The organism is Pseudomonas sp. LBUM1663, from assembly GCF_059695905.1.
In genome coordinates, this window is record NZ_CP166792.1 from 3,470,702 (window position 1) to 3,489,983 (window position 19,282).

The 19,282-nt window shown below is 59.3% G+C and carries 17 protein-coding genes and 3 tRNA genes; 11 read left to right on the plus strand and 9 right to left on the minus strand.

Annotation, left to right across the window (positions count from 1 at the left end; genetic code table 11):
• The first annotated feature begins 54 nt into the window (after window positions 1-54).
• Window positions 55-1,509, plus strand: a complete 1,455-nt coding sequence (locus ACA075_RS15770) for a transglycosylase SLT domain-containing protein (RefSeq protein WP_497293717.1) — start codon at window positions 55-57, stop codon at window positions 1,507-1,509.
• A 107-nt stretch (window positions 1,510-1,616) separates the two neighbouring features.
• Window positions 1,617-1,901 carry a hypothetical protein gene (locus ACA075_RS15775; RefSeq protein WP_497293718.1) on the plus strand — a complete coding sequence of 95 codons (285 nt, stop codon included), beginning with the start codon at window positions 1,617-1,619 and terminating at the stop codon, window positions 1,899-1,901.
• Here ACA075_RS15775 and ACA075_RS15780 read toward each other — a convergent pair.
• On the minus strand, window positions 1,879-2,613 hold the full coding sequence (locus ACA075_RS15780) for a TetR/AcrR family transcriptional regulator (RefSeq protein ID WP_497293720.1): 735 nt from the start codon (window positions 2,611-2,613) through the stop codon (window positions 1,879-1,881). The two genes, ACA075_RS15775 and ACA075_RS15780, sit on opposite strands and share 23 nt — an antisense overlap.
• Before the next feature lie 180 nt (window positions 2,614-2,793).
• Between ACA075_RS15780 and ACA075_RS15785 the strand changes: the two genes are divergently transcribed.
• On the plus strand, window positions 2,794-3,630 hold the full coding sequence (locus ACA075_RS15785; protein WP_497299269.1) for an NAD(P)H-binding protein: 837 nt from the start codon (window positions 2,794-2,796) through the stop codon (window positions 3,628-3,630).
• Between the two features lie 86 nt (window positions 3,631-3,716).
• Here ACA075_RS15785 and ACA075_RS15790 read toward each other — a convergent pair.
• From ACA075_RS15790 to ACA075_RS15825, 8 genes are all read right to left on the minus strand, one after another.
• A tRNA-Leu gene (locus ACA075_RS15790) sits at window positions 3,717-3,803 on the minus strand.
• A gap of 162 nt (window positions 3,804-3,965) precedes the next feature.
• A tRNA-Cys gene (locus tag ACA075_RS15795) sits at window positions 3,966-4,039 on the minus strand.
• 46 nt (window positions 4,040-4,085) lie between these two features.
• Window positions 4,086-4,161: transfer RNA gene (locus ACA075_RS15800), tRNA-Gly, on the minus strand.
• A gap of 63 nt (window positions 4,162-4,224) precedes the next feature.
• Window positions 4,225-4,785: a CDP-diacylglycerol--glycerol-3-phosphate 3-phosphatidyltransferase gene (gene pgsA, locus ACA075_RS15805; RefSeq protein ID WP_109632018.1), complete on the minus strand. Its 561-nt coding sequence runs from the start codon at window positions 4,783-4,785 to the stop codon at window positions 4,225-4,227.
• A 32-nt stretch (window positions 4,786-4,817) separates the two neighbouring features.
• Complete coding sequence (gene uvrC, locus ACA075_RS15810) at window positions 4,818-6,641, minus strand: excinuclease ABC subunit UvrC (protein ID WP_109632020.1); 1,824 nt, start codon at window positions 6,639-6,641, stop codon at window positions 4,818-4,820.
• A gap of 1 nt (window position 6,642) precedes the next feature.
• Window positions 6,643-7,284 carry a response regulator transcription factor GacA gene (gene gacA, locus ACA075_RS15815; RefSeq protein WP_008015884.1) on the minus strand — a complete coding sequence of 214 codons (642 nt, stop codon included), beginning with the start codon at window positions 7,282-7,284 and terminating at the stop codon, window positions 6,643-6,645.
• 127 nt (window positions 7,285-7,411) lie between these two features.
• On the minus strand, window positions 7,412-7,858 hold the full coding sequence (locus tag ACA075_RS15820; RefSeq protein WP_497293722.1) for a GNAT family N-acetyltransferase: 447 nt from the start codon (window positions 7,856-7,858) through the stop codon (window positions 7,412-7,414).
• A complete protein-coding gene (locus ACA075_RS15825; RefSeq protein WP_497293724.1) occupies window positions 7,855-8,613 on the minus strand; it encodes a carbon-nitrogen hydrolase family protein in 759 nt (252 codons plus the stop codon). Before ACA075_RS15825 ends, ACA075_RS15820 begins: the two co-directional genes overlap by 4 nt.
• Before the next feature lie 626 nt (window positions 8,614-9,239).
• On the opposite strand from ACA075_RS15825, the gene ACA075_RS15830 reads away from it, so the two are divergent.
• From ACA075_RS15830 to ACA075_RS15865, 8 genes are all read left to right on the plus strand, one after another.
• Entirely contained in the window at window positions 9,240-10,328 is a 1,089-nt protein-coding gene (locus ACA075_RS15830; protein ID WP_497293726.1) for a 3-deoxy-7-phosphoheptulonate synthase, read from the plus strand.
• Window positions 10,329-10,617: 289 nt separating this feature from the next.
• Window positions 10,618-11,499 (plus strand): esterase/lipase family protein, encoded by an 882-nt coding sequence (locus ACA075_RS15835; protein WP_497293728.1) that lies wholly within the window; start codon window positions 10,618-10,620, stop codon window positions 11,497-11,499.
• 82 nt (window positions 11,500-11,581) lie between these two features.
• Window positions 11,582-11,863 carry a peptidylprolyl isomerase gene (locus ACA075_RS15840; protein ID WP_008150918.1) on the plus strand — a complete coding sequence of 94 codons (282 nt, stop codon included), beginning with the start codon at window positions 11,582-11,584 and terminating at the stop codon, window positions 11,861-11,863.
• A gap of 135 nt (window positions 11,864-11,998) precedes the next feature.
• Window positions 11,999-13,867: an extracellular solute-binding protein gene (locus tag ACA075_RS15845; protein ID WP_497293731.1), complete on the plus strand. Its 1,869-nt coding sequence runs from the start codon at window positions 11,999-12,001 to the stop codon at window positions 13,865-13,867.
• The gene (locus tag ACA075_RS15850; protein WP_497293732.1) at window positions 13,867-14,928 is read left to right on the plus strand and encodes a microcin C ABC transporter permease YejB; all 1,062 of its coding nucleotides are present in this window, start codon (window positions 13,867-13,869) and stop codon (window positions 14,926-14,928) included. Before ACA075_RS15845 ends, ACA075_RS15850 begins: the two co-directional genes overlap by 1 nt.
• Entirely contained in the window at window positions 14,928-15,950 is a 1,023-nt protein-coding gene (locus ACA075_RS15855; RefSeq protein ID WP_219097205.1) for an ABC transporter permease, read from the plus strand. Before ACA075_RS15850 ends, ACA075_RS15855 begins: the two co-directional genes overlap by 1 nt.
• 14 nt (window positions 15,951-15,964) lie before the next feature.
• Complete coding sequence (locus ACA075_RS15860) at window positions 15,965-17,539, plus strand: ABC transporter ATP-binding protein (protein ID WP_497293734.1); 1,575 nt, start codon at window positions 15,965-15,967, stop codon at window positions 17,537-17,539.
• A gap of 125 nt (window positions 17,540-17,664) precedes the next feature.
• Window positions 17,665-19,080, plus strand: coding sequence for a sigma-54 interaction domain-containing protein (locus tag ACA075_RS15865; protein ID WP_497293735.1), 1,416 nt, complete (start codon window positions 17,665-17,667; stop codon window positions 19,078-19,080).
• Window positions 19,081-19,282 lie beyond the last annotated feature (202 nt).

The window sequence follows — 19,282 nt, forward strand, 5'->3', positions numbered from 1 at the left end:
GGGTGCGCTTTCTAGAATCGCCCGACATTTTTGCCCGGAACTTACTTCCAGCCAATGTCGTCATCTACTCGTAAAGCCATCAATTCAGACGCATTGACCCGCCTGGCTCAAGCCATCGCGGTGGCTGTGTCCGCCACTCTGGCGGGCTGTTCCAGCCATGTGCCGCAGACCGAAGCGACACACACTCCGAATATCGCCGCCCGCGCCAAGCAGAAACCTATCTGGCTTAGCGAAAAGCCGACCCCGCAAATTCCACAGGATGTCTGGGAGCGCATGCGTCAGGGCTTCCAGTTGCAGGACAACCTGGGCGTCAACCCACGCATCGAGCAACAGCGCCTGTGGTTCGCCAGCAACCCGTCCTTCCTTGAAAACGCCGGCGAACGCGGCAGCCTCTACATTCACTACATCGTCGAACGCCTTGAAGAACGCAACATGCCGCTGGAGCTGGCGCTGCTGCCAGTGATTGAAAGCGCCTACAACCCGATGGCCTATTCCCGGGCCGACGCGGTGGGCCTTTGGCAATTCATTCCTTCCACCGGCCGTTACTTCAACCTGCGTCAGACCCGCTTCTATGATGGCCGTCGCGACATCACCGCCTCAACCACCGCGGCCATGGATTACCTGACCCGCCTGCACGACATGTTCAACGGTGACTGGTTGCTGGCCCTCGCGGCCTACAACGCAGGTGAAGGCACGGTCAGCCGTGCCATCGAGCGCAACGAGAAACTGGGTCTGCCGACCGATTACTGGAACCTGCCTCTGCCTGCCGAAACCCAGGCTTACGTGCCCAAGCTGCTGGCCTTGTCCCAGGTCGTGCTGGCCCCCGAAGCCTACGGCGTGAACCTCAACCCGATCGCCAACGAACCGTACTTCCAGGTCGTCGAAATCAACCAGCGCATGGACCTGTCCAAGGTTGCCGCGGTGGCTAACATCGACGAAGACGAGTTGTTCCAGCTCAACCCGGCCTTCAAACAACGCACCACCATCGACGGCCCCCAGCATTTGCTGGTGCCAACCTCCAAGGCGCAGTTGCTGACCGCCAGCCTCTCGACCATGCGTCCTGAAGAGTTGATCAGCAAGAAGTCGCTCAAGCCGGTCTTCGAAGGCGCCGATGAATCCGAAATCGCCAGCCTCAAACGTGCCTATCGCGTCAAACGCGGCGACAACCTGGCCGCCATCGCCAAGGCGAACAAGGTCGACGTCAAGGACCTGCAGCGCTGGAACAAGATGACCGGCAAGAACCTCAAGGTCGGCCAGACTTTGGTGATGCAGGACACCGCCAAACGTAGCGGCGGTCGCGTCAACACCGTTGTGGCGACGAACAGCAGGACCAACAGCAAAGCCGCCAAGGAAAAGCCGCAGACCCAATACAAGGTCCAGCAAGGCGATTCGTTGTACATGGTCGCCAAACGCTTCAACGTTGAAATGCAGCACCTCAAGCGCTGGAATCCGCGTGTCGGTCAGGCGTTGAAGCCTGGGCAGATGTTGACGGTGTCTTCGCCACGCTAAAAACGAGCCCCTGATTTTTCAGGGGCTTTTTTTTACCCGCCGGACAGAGAACGAACGTCGTCGTTGGCTGGAGGTCAAACGGTCACACGTCACGAAGGAGACGTCCCATGGTCACTCACTTCAAAGTCAGCGGGCATCTGGCCTGCGGTCACAAAGGCAGCAATCTCACATCAACCGGCGAACTGACCCGCGTAAAGTGCAGAAGCTGCCGAAACACGGACGTGTTCAAGGACGCGCGCAAAGCCGAACGCAACGCAGCACGCCGTGCTGCACGCAAGGCCAAAGTCACTCACACCGCCAATGACTGGCGAGCAGCCTGGGTACAACGGTTGACCGCCATGGCCGGGTTGCAACGGTTACCCCGTGGTTTTACCGGCCAGCCTTTTGTTTAGAGGGCTGATTCGATAGCTGGGTCGACTTTGCTTGACCCAGTCCTGTCGATGATTCGGGCGTATTCATGCTCGCGGGCTCCATGATTTCAGCGAGCGACATACGCTTGAACACTTCAAACAACCGCCGCCCCTCTTCGGGCGCACATGAAATGGCCAGTCGCATGGTCGCTTCACCGAGCTGCCAGATCAGAAAGGCCGAATCAGCAACGCGCTGTGCATTGCTGCCTGGAAACACCCGCAGCATCTCATCGGCTAGCAAACCGCCCGCCACACGCCCCTCCTCCAGCTCCAACGCCAGCAGCTGCTTGTCTGCCTGCATGCCTGACCAGATATCACGCATCGCAGGTTCGGCCTGAACGATCTCGTAATACTGATCCAGCAGGTCTGAATAGGCATCCGCCAACCCTTGCGCATCCTGCACCGTCACCAGCGCCTCTTCGATACAACGACGACTTGCAGCGTTATAACGCTCGGCTAACGTGCGAATGATCGAGCTCTTGTCAGGGAAGTACTGATAAAGCGATCCGATCGAGATCTCCGAGCGCTCGGCAATTTCGCTCATTTTTAACTGGTCGCTGCCCTTGGTCGCGATCAATTGAGTCGCCATTGCCAGGATTCGCTCCTGCCGCTCGCGACTGCGTTGTTGCGTGGGATTGCGGCGGGTCGACTCTGAAACAGGTTGCTCGAGCTCGGTGGCGGCTTTCTTTCGCACTGGCGTGATTCCTGATCAATAACATGACAAGCACTCACCTTAGCACCACCCAAGAACGCCCCCAAGTGGTTGCCTCCGTATGTCGGATTCCTCTCTAACCTTGGTTGACGGCAGAACATGAGCGATTATCATTTTTTTAACATGAGCATCACTCACATTAACCCGATGGAGATGAACGCGATGAAAACCACTCAAGACACCCTCCTCGTTCTCGGTGCGACCGGTAAAACAGGGCGCAGGATTACCCAACATCTCCAGGCCGCAGGATTGCCTGTGCGCCTGGGTTCTCGCGGCGCGAATCCTCCCTTTGACTGGGAAAATCGACGGACCTGGGAGGCGGCGCTTGATGGCGTTCACGCTGTTTACATTTCCTATCAACCTGACCTCGCCGTTCCGGGCGCCCTCGACACAATTCAGGCGTTTACCGACCTGGCCGTCAAAAGTGGCGTCTACAAACTGGTTCTGCTGTCCGGACGTGGTGAGGTTGAAGCGGAACAAGCCGAAAGCATCATACAGAACAGCGGAGTCGACTGGACGATCCTGCGGGCCAGTTGGTTCTTCCAGAACTTCAGCGAGGCGCATTTTCTGGAACCCATTCTTGAAGGAGAACTGGCCCTCCCCGTCGGCAACATCGCGGAACCCTTCGTCGATGTGGAGGACATTGCCGAAATTGCTGTCAAGGCGCTGACCCAATCGGGGCACTCACGCCAACTCTATGAGTTGACCGGGACACGGGCACTGACTTTTGCCCAAGCGGTCGATGAGATCGCTCAAGGGACAGGGCGCGAGATCAGTTTCATCGCCGTACCGCCGGATGCCTATCGCCAGGCCCTGGAACAGGCACAACTTCCTGCGCAGTTGATTGATCTGGTGCTTTATCTCTTCACGACGGTGCTCGATGGTCGCAACACGCCGTTGGCCGATGGCGTCCAGCGCGCACTTGGCCGGCCCGCGCGAGACTTCAGCGATTATGTTCGTCGCACCGCTGCTACGGGAGTCTGGCAGAGCCAGGTTTGACGTCGGCGAGGTTCGTCTGTCAAAAGTTGCGAAGCAGAAACGACAAAGGCCTGCATGAGTGTCCTCATGCAGGCCTTTGATAGATATGGTGCCCGAAGCCGGAATCGAACCGGCACGCCCTTACGAGCGGGGGATTTTAAGTCCCATGCGTCTACCAGTTTCGCCATTCGGGCGGTAGCGCGGTAAAGCTGTCTGGCTTGTGCAACAGAGGACGAAATATATACATCCCGCCCCAGCGAAGCAAGTTCGCAGATACCCTTTTCAAGACAAAATCTTGCAAGGCTGCGCAAATAAAAAAGCTCCGTAAATCATAGATCTACGGAGCTTGTTTATAGTGGAGGCCGAGGTCGGAATCGAACCGGCGTAGGTGGATTTGCAATCCACTGCATAACCATTTTGCTACTCGGCCTCAAACATTTGATGTCATGTAGCGCGACATCAAATGCGTACAAACTTGGAGCGGGAAACGAGACTCGAACTCGCGACCCCGACCTTGGCAAGGTCGTGCTCTACCAACTGAGCTATTCCCGCGTCTTGGTGTGGCGCATTCTATAGAATCCAGAAGCCCCGTCAACCCTTTGATTCAAAAAAGTTTTATTTCTTTTCCACGTCGGTCTTCAGATGCGGCCAGGCAGCCCGCAGGTATTGGACCATGGACCACAATGTCAGGCCGGCAGACACCAACAACAAGGCATAACCGATCAAGACCCAGAAGGTGAAGTCCGAGGGATTGGCCAGCAGGATCACCAGCGCCAGCATTTGCGCGGCGGTTTTCCATTTGCCGAGGTTCGACACGGCGACGTGAGCGCGTGCACCGAGTTCGGCCATCCATTCACGCAGTGCCGAGACGACAATCTCGCGACCGATGATGACCGCAGCAGGCAGCGTGAGCCACAGGTTGCCATGTTCTTGCACGAGCAGCACCAGCGCAACGGCCACCATCAGCTTGTCAGCCACGGGATCAAGGAAAGCCCCGAACGGCGTACTTTGTTCCAGACGACGGGCCAGATAACCGTCCAGCCAGTCTGTAGCGGCGGCAAATGCGAAGACCGAGGCGGAGGCCAGGTAGCTCCATTGGTAAGGCAGATAGAACAGTAAAATGAAGATCGGGATGAGCAGGACGCGTAGAACGGTAATCAGATTAGGGATATTCATCGGCACAACTGGCTACGAGGTGAGGTGGCATTCTACTCGCTGTGCAGATTTGCATAAATCAACTCTGCGAGCTTTTTACTGATCCCTGGTGCTTTGGCGATCTCTTCGATGCTGGCACGAGACAGCTCCTGCAATCCACCAAAATGTTTCAACAAATCGCGACGGCGTGTCGGACCGACGCCTGCAACGCCCTCAAGCGTCGATGTGCGCCGGGTTTTGCCACGGCGGGCGCGGTGCCCGGTAATGGCAAAACGGTGGGCTTCATCGCGTATCTGTTGAATCAGATGCAGCGCGGGGGAATCACCGCGCAAGGTGAATTCGTGGGCCGCGTCGTTGAGGTACAGGGTTTCGAAACCTGCCTTGCGCGTCGCGCCCTTGGCCACGCCCAGCAGAATCAGATCAGGCACCGCCAGCTCATTCAGCACGTCGCGGGCCATCGACAGCTGCCCCTTGCCGCCGTCCACCAGCAGAATGTCCGGCAACTTGCCCTCCCCGTCTTTCAGTTTGCTGAAGCGCCGTGTCAGGGCCTGGTGCATGGCCGCATAGTCATCGCCCGGGGTGACGCCTTCGATGTTGTAACGACGATAGTCGGACTTGATCGGGCCTTCCGGACCGAACACCACGCACGACGCCACGGTGGCTTCGCCGCTGGAGTGACTGATGTCGTAGCACTCTAGCCGCTGTGGCGGCTCGTCCAGGTTCAACACTTCTGCCAGGGCATCGAAACGCGCGGCGACGTGTTGACGGTTGGCCAGCCTCGCGCCCAACGCCTGCTCGGCATTGGTGACCGCCAATTGTTGCCAGCGTGCTCGCGTACCGCGCACCCGATGGCTGATGGTCAACTCGCGACCGCGCAGCTCTTCAATGGCTGTAATAAGGGTCGGAAAGTCCTCGTGAACCACGTTGACGATCAGTTCACTCGGCAAGTCGCGCTCAGGACTGGTAATGAAGTATTGGCCGAGAAAGGCGGCCATGACCTCAGAAACGTCCTCGTCGATGCCGACCTGAGGGAAGAAGTTCTTGCTGCCCAACACCCGCCCACCCCGCACGCTGATCAGGTGAACACAGGCACCGCCCGGATTGACGAACGCAGCGATCACATCGATATCGCCGGTGCCGCCTTCCATGCTTTGCTGATCCTGAACTCGACGCAGCAGTGAAATCTGGTCACGCAACTCGGCGGCGCGCTCGAACTCGAGGTTGATCGCCGCCTCTTCCATGCCCGCGGACAACTCGTCCGTCAGCGCATTGCTGCGGCCTTCAAGGAACATCACCGAGTGGCGAACGTCCTCGGCATACACTTCGGGCTCCACCAGCCCGACGCACGGGGCCTTGCACCGCTTGATCTGGTATTGCAGACAAGGGCGCGTACGGTTCTTGTAATAGCTGTCTTCGCACTGGCGAACAAAAAACGTTTTTTGCAGCAGGCTCAGGCTTTCACGAATGGCGCCCGCGCTGGGATACGGACCGAAATACTTGCCCTTGGCCTTTTTCGCACCACGATGGATGCTCAGACGAGGGAACTGGCCATCCGAGAGAAAGACGTAAGGGTAGGATTTGTCATCGCGCAGCAGGATGTTATACGGCGGACGCCACTCCTTGATCAGCGTCTGCTCAAGCAGCAAGGCTTCCGTTTCGTTGGCCGTGATGGTGGTCTCGACCTGGGCAATACGGGCGACCAGCGCAGCCGTCTTGGGCGCGAGACCGGATTTACGGAAGTAGCTCGACAGCCGATTTTTCAGGTTTTTGGCTTTGCCGACATACAGCAGGCGAGCATCGCTGTCGAACATGCGGTAGACGCCAGGGCGCCCACTGACGGTCGACAGAAAAGCGCCTGGATCGAAGACTTCGGTCATTTCAGAGGCTGGCATCGACCATGCCGTGACGCACCGCCAACAGCGTCAGCTCGACATCACTGCTGATCGAGAGCTTCTCGAAAATGCGGTAACGGTAAGTGTTCACCGTTTTGGGCGACAGGCAGAGCTTGTCGGAAATGATCTGGACTTTCTGACAGCCGACAATCATCAATGCGATCTGGATCTCGCGTTCCGACAGCGCGTCGAAGGGCGAATCGTTGGTCGGCTGAAAGGATTTGATCGCCAGTTGCTGTGCAATCTGCGGGCTGATGTAGCGTTGCCCGGCAAACACCAGGCGAATGGCCTGGACCATTTCCGGCAACCCGGCGCCCTTAGTCAGATAACCGGCGGCACCGGCCTGCAGCAGCCGCGTAGGAAACGGATCTTCCTCGCACACGGTGACCGCGACGACTTTGATGTCCGGATGACTGCGCAACAACTTGCGCGTGGCTTCAAGACCGCCGATCCCAGGCATCTTGACATCCATCAGCACCACATCGGGTTTCAACTCACGCGCTTTAAGCAGGGATTCCTCCCCCGACTCAGCCTGGCCGACTACTTGCAGGCCATCGATGTCAGCCAGCATTCGTGTAATGCCTGTACGAACGAGATCATGGTCATCGACTACTAGCACCCTAATCAAGCAGACACCTCGCGATATGGTCTTATTGGGTTGCCGGACACCTTAGCAAAAAGCGACTGGCAGACCTAGCGGCAAGCGCTATATAAAAAGTTTCAATACATCTTGAAAGGCTTGCCGCCAGCGTGTTTCAGCGGTGCAACTCATCGACATCGCGCTGCATTCTAAGGAAACACTCGTCTTGGCCGACTACCTTCAGCCCTTTTCTCTCGTACAGCGCTTTGGCCGGATTCGTTTCAAAAACTGTCAGGCGTAACGCCGGACGCCGTTCCTTGCACGCCATGGCAAATACCTGATCGATCGCCCAGGAACCGGCACCCCGCCCCTGAAATGCTTCAAGCACGTGCAATTCGCGGATGTACAAGGCTCTGGCGTCGCGACTCAGGCTCACATAACCCTGCAAGACATCGTCACGGACGATCAACCAGTTCTCGCGCCCGGCCCAGGCGACATCGAAGGCCTCGTCCTGCCACAGCAGATCATGCTGAATGTAGTAGCGAAGCATGTTGCGACAGGTCAGGTCGCGGGCGAAGTCCAGATCCGGGCTGGTTGCGGGACGCCACTCGAAACCCTTCAAGCCTTCAGGACCGTCAGGATTTGCCCTTTCCAGCCGTCAGCGTCTCGGCGCGCAACGACCAGCACGTTACCCGTGCCGGGAGCCGCGGTAATCAGCGATCCGTCCGCCGCCCAGATTGCACTGCGTCCAGCCGACTCCCAGCCCCCGGTCGTACCGCCATGGTTAGCCATCAACACGGCCATCGAATGGGTGCCAGCATAGCCTTCCAAGAGGGCAGTATCCGGCGCATAGCCGTTTTCGGTGATGAGTACGCCCGCGGCATAAAGGTCAGCACCTTGTTCCGCCGCCGCTGCCGCGTGACTGGCGTGAGAAAAATCGGCGCACACCGCCAACGCGACCGTATCGGTGCCGATCATCAAGGTCGAACCACCCGTTCCTGGCGCAAACGCCACCTCCTCGCCGGGATGCAGATGCTGCTTGGTGTACACCCCGAGCGAACCATCGGCGCCCAGGACCAACGCACCGATCAAGACCGGCGAATCATCCGACAGACGAATCGGCATTCCGACCACACTCGTCACGCCCACTTCCCGCGCGAAATCCCGCAACGGTCGCAGCACCTCGGCATTAGGTGCAATTGCCAGCTCAGCGGCGAGCCCACGCTCGTACCCGGTCAACGACAATTCGGGAAAGACCAGCAACTGGACGCCTTGCTCCGCAGCAACCTGCATGAAGCGCTGATGCCAGGCCATATTGGCGGCCAGATCCCCCGCGATGGAGATCGACTGTGCAGCGGCGATGGTCAGTGTCGTCATGTTTCGTCCTTGTGAGGTGACAGGTTGGGCGGAACACGAAGTGTGTCATAAACCCTGATGCACTCAAGCGATAGGAAACGCCGCCGGTGCTCGATAGTATTTTCTGATTGAAACCGCGCACCGGCCTCTAGTAAGCTCGGCGCATTCATCGGAGACAGACCATGTTCAACGCCCTCTCACAGCTTCGTACCGCCAGCGCCTCGCGCTCGGTTGCGGCTGCCCGGGCGACTGACGTTTGTGCTCCGGTCAGCTTTTATTTTGGGTATTGGTTTAGCCACTGGCGCGCCTGATACCCACACGGCGCCCACTTTAAACGGGTCGCCACCAGAGAATTCTCAACCCCCGGTCGGCTTCCCGACCGGGGGTTTTGTTTTTTCAGCCCCGGATTTTTTAGCGACACACCAGATAACCAGAGGATTCACGAAATGAACTACGCCACTTATTACCGTTACGACAGTTTTTCCGCCTGGCGATTTAGCAGCCTCCGCTCGGGACAGCCTGCCGCCTCCGATCGGTCACCCACAGGTGGCAAGCACACACACGCAGCCAATCCGGCCAATTGTCGAACACCCCAGTAGGGCCGAGCGCGCGGGAACGAACCCGCCGCCAGCCCAGGAAGCCTGAATATGAACTCGTCCGTCTCTGCTTTGCCGCTGTCCACCTTGAGTCCCGCCAATGAAGCGCTGACCCTGCGTCTGCCCAGCTCGTTGCAACTCAAGCAGCAACTGCCCCTCAACAACGCCCTCACCCGGCAAGTCGCTGCCCACCGCGACGCGGTCCGCGCGATCCTTAACGGTGAAGATTCCCGTCTGCTGGTCATCGTCGGCCCTTGCTCGATTCACGATCCCCAGTCCGCTCTCGAATACGCGGCCAACCTCGCTCGCCTTGCCGCCGAAGTCAGCGACCAGATGTTGCTGGTGATGCGCGCCTACGTCGAAAAGCCCCGCACCACGGTCGGCTGGAAAGGCCTGGCCTACGACCCGCGGCTTGACGGCAGCGATGACATGGCCGGCGGCTTGACGCTGTCCCGTGAACTGATGCGCGAAATGCTGCGCCTCGGCTTGCCGATTGCCACTGAACTGTTGCAACCGATGGCGGCCGGCTACTTCGACGACCTGCTGAGCTGGGTCGCCATCGGCGCCCGCACCACCGAGTCGCAAATCCACCGGGAAATGGCCAGCGGCCTGAGCATGCCGGTCGGGTTCAAGAACGGCACCGATGGCGGCGTGGCTGTTGCCAGCGATGCCATGCGTTCGGCCGCCCACCCGCATCGTCATTTCGGTGTCGACAGCCAGGGGCATCCTGCGATCATTCAAACCCAGGGCAATCCCGACACCCATCTGGTGTTGCGCGGCGGTCATCGCGGGCCGAACTACGATCGCGACAGCGTCGCCCAAGTGAACAGCGACTTGACCCGACTCAAGATCCCCGCACGGATCATGGTCGACTGCAGCCACGCCAACAGCGGCAAAGACCCGGCACGTCAGCCTGCCGTGTTCAACGATGTACTTGAGCAGCGCCTGCAGGGTGATCGATCGCTGATCGGCATGATGATCGAGAGCCATTTGTTCGAAGGCTGCCAGCCCTTGAGCCCATCGCTGCGCTACGGCGTATCGGTGACTGATGGCTGCCTCGGCTGGACCGGAACGGAACACCTGTTGCGACAGGCAGCCGACCGGCTGCGGGCACAGAACGGCGTACAACGACCGGCGTAACCACCGCCAACCGCCCAGCCCTCGATTCGAGGGCTGGCCGTCTGAAAAGCGAATCGGTTGATAGGTAAACGGCATAGGCACAGTAGGCCGTTGCATTGATGCGCTCCGCGAACGACAAAAAGATGTCCAAATATTCCGAACCGGACCTCATGCTCTTTCGAACTTTCCTACATTTTCTATACCTTTTTCATCAGCTTACAGCGGATTCCTCATACATCGCCGAGCAGCTGGTGTGCTTTAGAGTGAGCCCATATTCACCTCTCTGAACCACCGCGAAAAAGGAATGAACATGCTACGGAATGCAACCACCCAGTATCCAATCCTGCTGATCCACGGGCTCTTCGGCTTTGATCGCATTGGCAAAGTCGAACTCTTCCATGACGTCAAACAGGCCCTCAGAAGTGCCGGCGCAAGAGTGTTTATCCCCCACCTCTCGGCAACCCAAAGCAACGAAGTGCGCGGTGACCAACTGTTGGCACAGATCGAACGGGTGCTGGAAGGAACCGGCGCCCACCAGGTTAACCTGATCGGTCACAGCCAGGGTGCCCTCGCGGCACGTTACGCCGCCGCCATCGCGCCGGAGATCGTCGCATCGGTGACTTCGGTCAGCGGCCCGAACCACGGCTCGGAACTGGCCGATTTCCTGCGCAAGGCCCTCACACCGGGACGCCTGCCAGAACACGTCGCGGCCACGGTTGCCACGCTGTTTGCTGACTTTCTGTCGTTGCTCAGCGGTCATCAGCACTTGCCGCAGAACGCCATCGCCGCGCTCAACGCCTTGACCACCGAAGGTGTGGGCGCTTTCAACGACAAATACCCGCAAGGACTGCCGAAAACCTGGGGCGGCAAGGGGCGCGAGTTGGTGAACGGCGTGCGTTATTACTCCTGGAGCGGGACATTGCAGGGTGACCTTCTCGATAAAGGGCTGGAGGCGGTCAGTCCACTGCACGGTTTCCTCCAGGCCTTCTCCCGCTACTTCACCACCGAAGCGGAACAAAATGACGGCATGGTTGGCCGCTACAGCTCCCATTTAGGCAAAGTCATCCGTTCCGACTATCCGCTGGATCATCTGGACAGCCTCAGTCAAACCGCCGGCCCGCTGCGCAAGGGCATCGACCCGATTGCCTTGTATGTGCAGCATGCCGAGCGCCTGAGAAATGCCGGCCTTTAATCTGTCCGGAACTTTGACGAGAAATAGGCCACTGAATCCGGTAGGCTCCGCACTTTACTGAACATTGAAAGGAGAATTTTCCATGGCTAAAGCCACTGCCCGTCACATCCTGGTTGCCTCGGAAGCCAAGTGCAACGAACTCAAAGCCCAGATCGAAGGCGGCGCCGATTTCGCCGAAGTTGCCAAAGCCAACTCCACTTGCCCGTCCAGCCGTCAGGGCGGTGACCTGGGTTCGTTCGGTCCAGGCCAGATGGTCAAAGAGTTCGACACCGTCGTCTTCAGCGCACCAATCAACGTCGTGCAAGGCCCGGTCAAGACCCAGTTCGGTTATCACCTGCTGGAAGTGACCAGCCGTCAGGACTGATCAACGCTCTGATATTCTGCACAACGGCCCGCCTTTTGGTGGGCCGTTGTGTTTCGGATACGTAATACGGCTGGCGAGGGACGCGCCGCTAGCGTACAAATTGCGGTTATCGACCACCCGGCTCTAAGGCTGACAATGCGACTGGCTTTCCCCACTTTGTTGTTCACTGCCGTGGCCCTGCTATTGGGTGCCGGCGGAGTGAATGCAGCACCGCAACATGCGTTGACCGTGTACGGCGAACCGGCGAAGTACCCCGCCGGCTTCAGTCATTTCGCCTACGCCAACCCGCGAGCCCCCAAGGGCGGCACGATGCGACGCTCGGCCATCGAGATCGGGCATTTCGACCATATATTGCCGTACATCGACAAAGGCATTGGTGTCACGCAGATCGACGGCTTGATCTACTCGCCCCTGGCCCAGCGTTCGCTGGACGAACCCTATACCGTGTACGGCCTGGTGGCACAGAAAATGGAGCGCTCCGACGACGGTATGTCGCTGCGCTTCTACTTGGACCCGAAGGCGCGTTTCGCCGACGGCACACCGATCACCGCCCAGGACGTGCGCTACACCTTCGACCTGCTGATGACCCAGGGCAGCCTGCGCTATCGCACCCAGTTTGCCGACGTCAAAGGCGTCGAGGTCGAAGCGCCGCTAACGGTCCGGTTCGACTTCAAGAGCAACGAAAACCGCACCCTGCCTCTCGACATCGCCACGTTGCCGGTATTTCCCGAACACTGGTGGAAGAGCCGCGACTTCGCCAATGGCGGTGGTTATGAGGCGCCATTGGGCAGCGGTCCTTATAAGGTGGGCAAGGTCGACTCCGGTCGCAGCATCACCTTCGAGCGCAACGCCACCTGGTGGGGCAAGGATTTGCCGGTCAGCCGCGGCCTCTACAACTTCGATCATTTCAGCATCGAGTACTTCGGCGATACCGACGTCGCACGCCAGGTCTTGCGTGGCGGCGCCTACGACTACAACCGCGAATTCTCCGCGACCGGTTACTCCATCGGCTACGAAAGCCCGGCCCTGAGCGACGGCCGCCTGCAAAAAGCGCATCTGGCCACAGAGGCCCCGCAATCGGCCCAGGGGTTTGTCTTCAACCTGCAAAACCCGATGTTCCAAGACCGCCGTGTGCGCCAGGCCCTGGCCATGCTCTGGGATTTCGAGTGGAGCAATCGGCAGATGATGCGCGACCTGTACATCCGCCAGCAGAGCTTCTTTTCCAACACCGACCTCGCCGCCCGCAAGCTGCCGGACGCGGGAGAGCTGGCCATTCTCGAGCCGCTGCGTGGGCAGATCCCCGACGAAGTCTTCACCAAAGTCTTTGAAGCACCGAAAACCGATGGTAGCGGTCTGATTCGCGACAAACAGTTGCAAGCGCTGGACTTACTCGAGCAGGCCGGCTGGAAACCCGACGGCGACCAACTGATCAACGCCGAGGGCACGCCGTTGAGCTTCACTTTTCTGGTCAGCCAGAACGGCATGGACCGATTGCTCTTGCCATACAAACGCACCTTGAAACAGATCGGTATCGACCTGAACATTCGCCGCATCGACTCGTCCCAGTACGTGAATCGCCTGATGAGCCGCGATTACGACATGATCGTCACTGGCTACCCGGTCACCACTTCACCGGGTGGCGAGCTGTTCAACTACTTTGGTTCGATCTCAGCCAACGATCCCGGCGCGAATAACTACATGGTGCTGAAGAACCCGGCGGTCGACACCCTGATCAACGGGCTGGTCCGCGCCGACACCCAACCGCAAATGCTGCGTTACGCCCACGCACTCGACCGGGTGCTGCAATGGAACTACTACTGGATTCCCAACTATTACCCGCCGGGCACTTCGACGGTGTGGTGGAACCGGTTCGGCATGCCCGACGAGCAGGCCAGTAATGACGAAGCCATCGAAAGCTGGTGGGAAGTGAGCACTACGCCACTGACCAACCAGCAGATGACGGCCGAAAAAATCCGCCGTGGCACACCCGGAGGGCCGCATTGATGTGGGCTTACATACTGCGGCGCCTGCTGCTGATCATCCCGACGCTGGTGATCATTCTCCTGGTCAACTTCGTCATCGTCCAGGCCGCGCCGGGCGGTCCGGTGGAACAGGCCATCGCCCACTTGCAAGGCATCGGTGGCGCCAGTGTCGGCGGCGGCTCCGGCGAAACCCTGTCCGGCACCTCCCGGGCCAGTCGCGGCCTCGACCCGCAACTGATCAAAGACATCGAAAAGCAGTACGGCTTTGACAAGCCGGCACCCGAACGCCTGTGGCTTATGCTCACGAGTTACGCGCGCCTGGACTTTGGCAAGAGCTTCTTCCGCGGCGCGACCGTCACCGACCTGATCCTGGAAAAAATGCCGGTGACCATTTCCCTCGGGCTATGGGCGACCCTGATCACCTACCTTGTGTCGATACCGCTCGGTATCCGCAAGGCCGTGCACCATGGCAGCCATTTCGACATCTGGAGCAGCACGGCAATCATCATCGGTTACGCGATGCCGGCGTTCCTGTTCGCGATGTTCCTGATCGTGGTCTTCGCCGGTGGCACCTCGCTGAACTGGTTTCCGGTGCGCGGCCTGGTCTCGGACAACTTCGAATCGCTGTCAACCGTGGGCAAGATCGCCGATTACTTCTGGCACTTGGTGTTGCCGGTGACGGCGCTGGTGATCGGCGGTTTCGCCACGCTGACGATTCTCACCAAGAATTCGTTCCTCAATGAAATCACGCGCCAGTATGTGGTCACCGCACGGGCCAAAGGCTTGAGCGAACGACGCGTGCTGTACGGCCATGTGTTCCGCAATGCCATGTTGTTGGTGGTGTCGGGGATTCCCCAGGCGTTCATCAGCGTGTTCTTCGCCGGCTCCCTGCTGATCGAGGTGATTTTCTCCCTCGATGGCCTGGGGCGCATGAGCTATGAGGCTGCCGTGTCGCGAGACTATCCGGTGGTGTTCGGCTCGCTGTTTATCTTCACGCTGTTCGGGCTTCTGATAAAACTGATCGGCGACCTCTGCTACACCCTGGTCGACCCGCGTATCGACTTCGCCGCGAGGAACGCCTGATGTTCAAGCTCTCGCCGTTAGGCCGTCGCCGCTTTGAACGCTTCAAGAAAAACCGTCGGGGCTGGTGGTCGCTGTGGCTGTTCATCGGCCTGTTTCTGCTGACGTTGGGCGGTGAATTGATTGCCAACGACAAGCCGCTGGTGGTCAGTTATCAGGGGCAGTGGTACTTCCCGGTGTTCAAGCGCCACACCGAGCAGGAATTCGGAGGGCAACTGCCATTTCAGGCTGATTATCGCAGCGACTATGTGCAGAAGCTGATTCACAAGGACGGAGGATGGATGCTGTTCCCGCCGATCCCATTCAGCGATGACACGCCCAACTATGAACTCAATAAACCGGCACCGAGCCCGCCATCGAGTGTCAATTGGCTAGGCACCGACGACCAGTCCCGGGACGTCATGGCCCGGGTGATTTTCGGGGCGCGGGTGTCAATCCTGTTCGCGTTGATGCTGACGTTTGTCAGTGCGTTGATCGGCATCGCCGCCGGTGCGCTGCAAGGCTATTACGGCGGCTGGGTCGACCTGTTGGGTCAACGCTTGCTGGAGGTCTGGTCCGGGCTGCCGGTGCTGTACCTGCTGATCATTCTGTCCGGGTTTGTCGAGCCGAATTTCTGGTGGCTGCTGGGGATCATGGCGCTGTTTTCCTGGCTGGCGCTGGTCGACGTGGTGCGTGCCGAGTTCCTGCGCGGGCGCAACCTGGAATACGTCAAAGCCGCCCGGGCGTTGGGCCTCACGGATCGAAAAGTGATTGTCCGGCATATTCTGCCCAACGCCATGAATGCGACCTTGAGCTACCTGCCGTTCATTCTCACCGGGGCCATCTCCACCCTGACGGCCCTGGATTTCCTCGGCTTCGGCATGCCGGCGGGCAGCGCATCGCTGGGCGAGTTGATCGGCCAGGGCAAGCAGAACCTGCAAGCGCCGTGGCTGGGGCTGACCGCGTTTTTCACCCTGGCGCTGATACTTTCCTTATTGGTGTTTATCGGCGAGGCGTTGCGTGATGCCTTTGACCCACGATCCTGACGCGGACTGTTGATATGAGTACCAACCTGATCGAAATCCGTGACCTCAGTGTGGCCTTCAATGGCCAGACGGTGGTGCGCAACCTGTGCCTGGACATCCATCCCGGCGAATGCCTGGCATTGGTCGGCGAGTCGGGCTCCGGCAAATCGGTGACCGCCCACTCGATCCTGCAACTGCTGCCCGAGACCGGCACCCGGACCACGGGCAGCATTCGCTATCGCGGCAAGGAATTGCTCGGTGCCCCGCCCCAGGTGTTGCGTGAACTGCGCGGCAACCGGATCGCGATGATCTTCCAGGAACCGATGACCTCGCTCAATCCGTTACACAGCATCGAAAAGCAGATCGGCGAAACCCTGCTGGTGCACAAGGGCCTGACGGGCAAGGCGGCGCAAACGCGGATTCTGGAGTTGCTGCAACTGGTCGGCATCCAGAAACCCAAAGAGCGGCTCAAGGCCTATCCCCATCAGCTGTCCGGTGGCCAGCGGCAACGGGTGATGATCGCCATGGCCCTGGCCTGCGAGCCGCAGTTGCTGATCGCCGACGAACCCACCACGGCGCTGGACGTGACGGTGCAGCGCAAGATTCTGATTCTGCTCAAGTCCCTGCAACAGCGGCTCGGCATGTCGCTGCTGTTGATCAGCCACGACCTCAATCTGGTGCGCAGCATCGCTCAGCGCGTGTGCGTGATGAAGGCCGGGGAAATCGTCGAAGAGGCCACGTGCGAAACGATCTTCACTGAACCGAAACATCCCTACAGTTGCGTGCTGCTGAACGCCGAACCAGAAGGCGAAGCCCTGCCCCGGGACGAGCGCGAGAACGTGCTGGAGGTGGACAACCTGCGCGTGCAGTTTGCCCTCGGTGGCGGCTTGTTCCAGCGTAAAACTTACCTGAACGCGGTGGACGGCATCAGCCTCAACATTCAACGCGGCAAAACCTTGGGCATCGTTGGCGAGTCCGGTTCGGGCAAGTCGACCCTGGGCCAGGCGATCCTGCGTTTGCTTGACTCTGAAGGCAGCATTCGCTTTCAGGGCGAGGCGCTGGACGGTCTGACGCAAAAGCAGTTGCGGCCATGGCGCAAGAAGATGCAGGTGGTGTTCCAGGACCCCTTCGGCAGCCTCAGCCCGCGCATGTCCGTGGCGCAGATCATCAGCGAAGGGCTTGAAGTGCATAGCCAGTTGACGGAGCAAGAGTGCAAAGCCGAAGTGATCCGCGCGCTGGAAGAAGTCGGCCTCGACCCGCAAAGCCGTGATCGCTATCCCCACGAGTTCTCCGGCGGCCAACGTCAGCGCATCGCCATTGCCCGGGCGCTGGTGCTGAAACCGGCGCTGATTCTGCTGGATGAACCGACGTCGGCACTGGATCGCACCGTGCAGAAACAAGTGGTCGCCCTGCTCCGCCAGCTTCAGGAAAAACACGGCCTGACCTATCTGTTCATCAGCCACGACCTGGCGGTGGTACGTGCCCTGGCCCACGACATGATCGTGATCAAGGACGGCAAAGTGGTGGAACGCGGTGCCAGCCACGACGTGTTCGATTCGCCGCAGCATCCGTACACCAAAGAGCTGTTGGCGGCGGCGCATCAGCGGTAGGCATAGGGCCGCGTCGCCACAATCGCTAGCAGGCTAGCTCCCACATTGAATCGCGGTCCACTGTGGGAGCTAGCCTGCTAGCGATAGGGCCCTCCAAGACAATACATATTCTGGATCTGACCTCTATGAACACCACCGAAAGCCTAAAGGATTACCAGCGCGTTCGCCTGCTGGCGATCCGTTCGCTGTTCGAGATCATCGAGCAATCCAGCGAGGGCACGGTGATTGTCGACCGCGATGCGAACATCGTCTGGATGAACGAGCGCTATGCCCGCCGCTTCGGTCTGGAGTCCGCCGAAGTGGCGATCGGCAAAGCGTGCGAAAGCGTGATACCGGGCAGCTTGTTACGTGAGGTGGTTCGCACCGGCCGGCCGATCTTGCTGGATATGCAGGACACGCCGAAAGAACCGCTGGTGGTCATGCGTTTGCCGATCCACGACGACGCGGGCGCCGTGATTGGCGCCATTGGTTTTGCGCTGTTCGACGAGCTGCACAGCCTGTCACCGATGCTCAAACGCTACCTGAGCATGCAGGAAGAACTGGCCTCTACCCGCTCGTTGCTGCGGTCGCGCCAAACCAAATACAACTTCGCTCACTTCATCGGGACCAGCGCCGCCAGCCTGGAAGTCAAACGCCGCGCCCGGCGCAGTGCCAGTGCCGAGTCACCGGTGCTGTTGCTCGGTGAGACCGGCACCGGCAAGGAGCTGCTGGCCCAGGCGATCCACGGTGCGTCGCCACGTGCGCACAAAGCTTTCGTCAGCATCAACAGCGCGGCAATTCCCGAGTCGTTGCTGGAAGCCGAATTTTTCGGCACAGCGCCGGGCGCCTTCACCGGCGCCGATCGCAAGGGCCGGGCCGGCAAGTTGCAGATCGCCCAGGGCGGCACGCTGTTTCTCGATGAAATCGGCGACATGCCGCTGCCGCTGCAAAGCAAGTTGCTGCGCGTGCTGCAGGAGAAGGAGTTCGAGCCGGTCGGTTCCAATGAAGTGATCCAGAGTGATGTGCGAGTAATTGCAGCCACCTCCACCGATCTGGAAGCGGCGATCAAGCGCGGCGAATTTCGCGCCGATTTGTATTACCGCCTCAACGTGCTGCCGATCAACGTACCGCCCCTGCGTGATCGTCTTGATGACTTGCCAGCGCTCAGTGAAGCGATCCTTGAAGAATTGCGCAGCCAGCATGAGTTGAACACCGAAGCGTTGGATTTGCTGGGGCAGCATGCCTGGCCGGGCAATATCCGCGAACTGCGCAATGTGCTGGAGCGCGCGGCGCTGCTCAGTGACGACCTGGTGCTGAATGCAGGGGACATCCGCGCGGCAATCGGGACGTTTACGCCGGTGGAGCGTGTGGCGCCGAGGGCGATTGAGGCGCTCGCGCATGAAACATTCAGTGAGGCGCGGGAGCGGTTTGACCGGCAGTTGATAGAAACAGCCCTGGCGCAATGCGGGGGCAAGGTGATTGAAGCGGCGGCACGGTTGGGGCTTGGGCGGTCTACTTTGTATAAGAAGATGGTGGCGCTGGGGATTGCTGAGTCTCTGTAAAGAGACATTGATCTCTATTAGTAGACAGGGCCTCTTCGCGGGCAAGCCACGCTCCCACAGGTTATGTGTTTTCTGCGCAATCCTGGCCCAACACAAAACCCTGTGGGAGCGTGCCTTGCCCGCGAAGACGTCCGCACAGCCGCCAAAAATCTCAAAACAGAGACAAAAAAGTTAAATTCTCTACACAAACAGATAAATATCC

Bases quoted from the DNA above. Each gene is read 5' to 3' on its own strand.
- ACA075_RS15835 (WP_497293728.1), top strand. From the start codon at position 10,618: ATGCTACGGAATGCAACCACCCAGTATCCAATCCTGCTGATCCACGGG.
- ACA075_RS15865 (WP_497293735.1), top strand. From the start codon at position 17,665: ATGAACACCACCGAAAGCCTAAAGGATTACCAGCGCGTTCGCCTGCTG.
- pgsA (WP_109632018.1), bottom strand. From the start codon at position 4,785: ATGAATATCCCTAATCTGATTACCGTTCTACGCGTCCTGCTCATCCCG.
- ACA075_RS15860 (WP_497293734.1), top strand. From the start codon at position 15,965: ATGAGTACCAACCTGATCGAAATCCGTGACCTCAGTGTGGCCTTCAAT.
- ACA075_RS15785 (WP_497299269.1), top strand. From the start codon at position 2,794: ATGAAAACCACTCAAGACACCCTCCTCGTTCTCGGTGCGACCGGTAAA.
- ACA075_RS15770 (WP_497293717.1), top strand. From the start codon at position 55: ATGTCGTCATCTACTCGTAAAGCCATCAATTCAGACGCATTGACCCGC.
- ACA075_RS15840 (WP_008150918.1), top strand. From the start codon at position 11,582: ATGGCTAAAGCCACTGCCCGTCACATCCTGGTTGCCTCGGAAGCCAAG.
- ACA075_RS15855 (WP_219097205.1), top strand. From the start codon at position 14,928: ATGTTCAAGCTCTCGCCGTTAGGCCGTCGCCGCTTTGAACGCTTCAAG.
- ACA075_RS15845 (WP_497293731.1), top strand. From the start codon at position 11,999: ATGCGACTGGCTTTCCCCACTTTGTTGTTCACTGCCGTGGCCCTGCTA.
- uvrC (WP_109632020.1), bottom strand. From the start codon at position 6,641: ATGACCGAAGTCTTCGATCCAGGCGCTTTTCTGTCGACCGTCAGTGGG.
- ACA075_RS15775 (WP_497293718.1), top strand. From the start codon at position 1,617: ATGGTCACTCACTTCAAAGTCAGCGGGCATCTGGCCTGCGGTCACAAA.
- ACA075_RS15850 (WP_497293732.1), top strand. From the start codon at position 13,867: ATGTGGGCTTACATACTGCGGCGCCTGCTGCTGATCATCCCGACGCTG.
- ACA075_RS15830 (WP_497293726.1), top strand. From the start codon at position 9,240: ATGAACTCGTCCGTCTCTGCTTTGCCGCTGTCCACCTTGAGTCCCGCC.
- ACA075_RS15825 (WP_497293724.1), bottom strand. From the start codon at position 8,613: ATGACGACACTGACCATCGCCGCTGCACAGTCGATCTCCATCGCGGGG.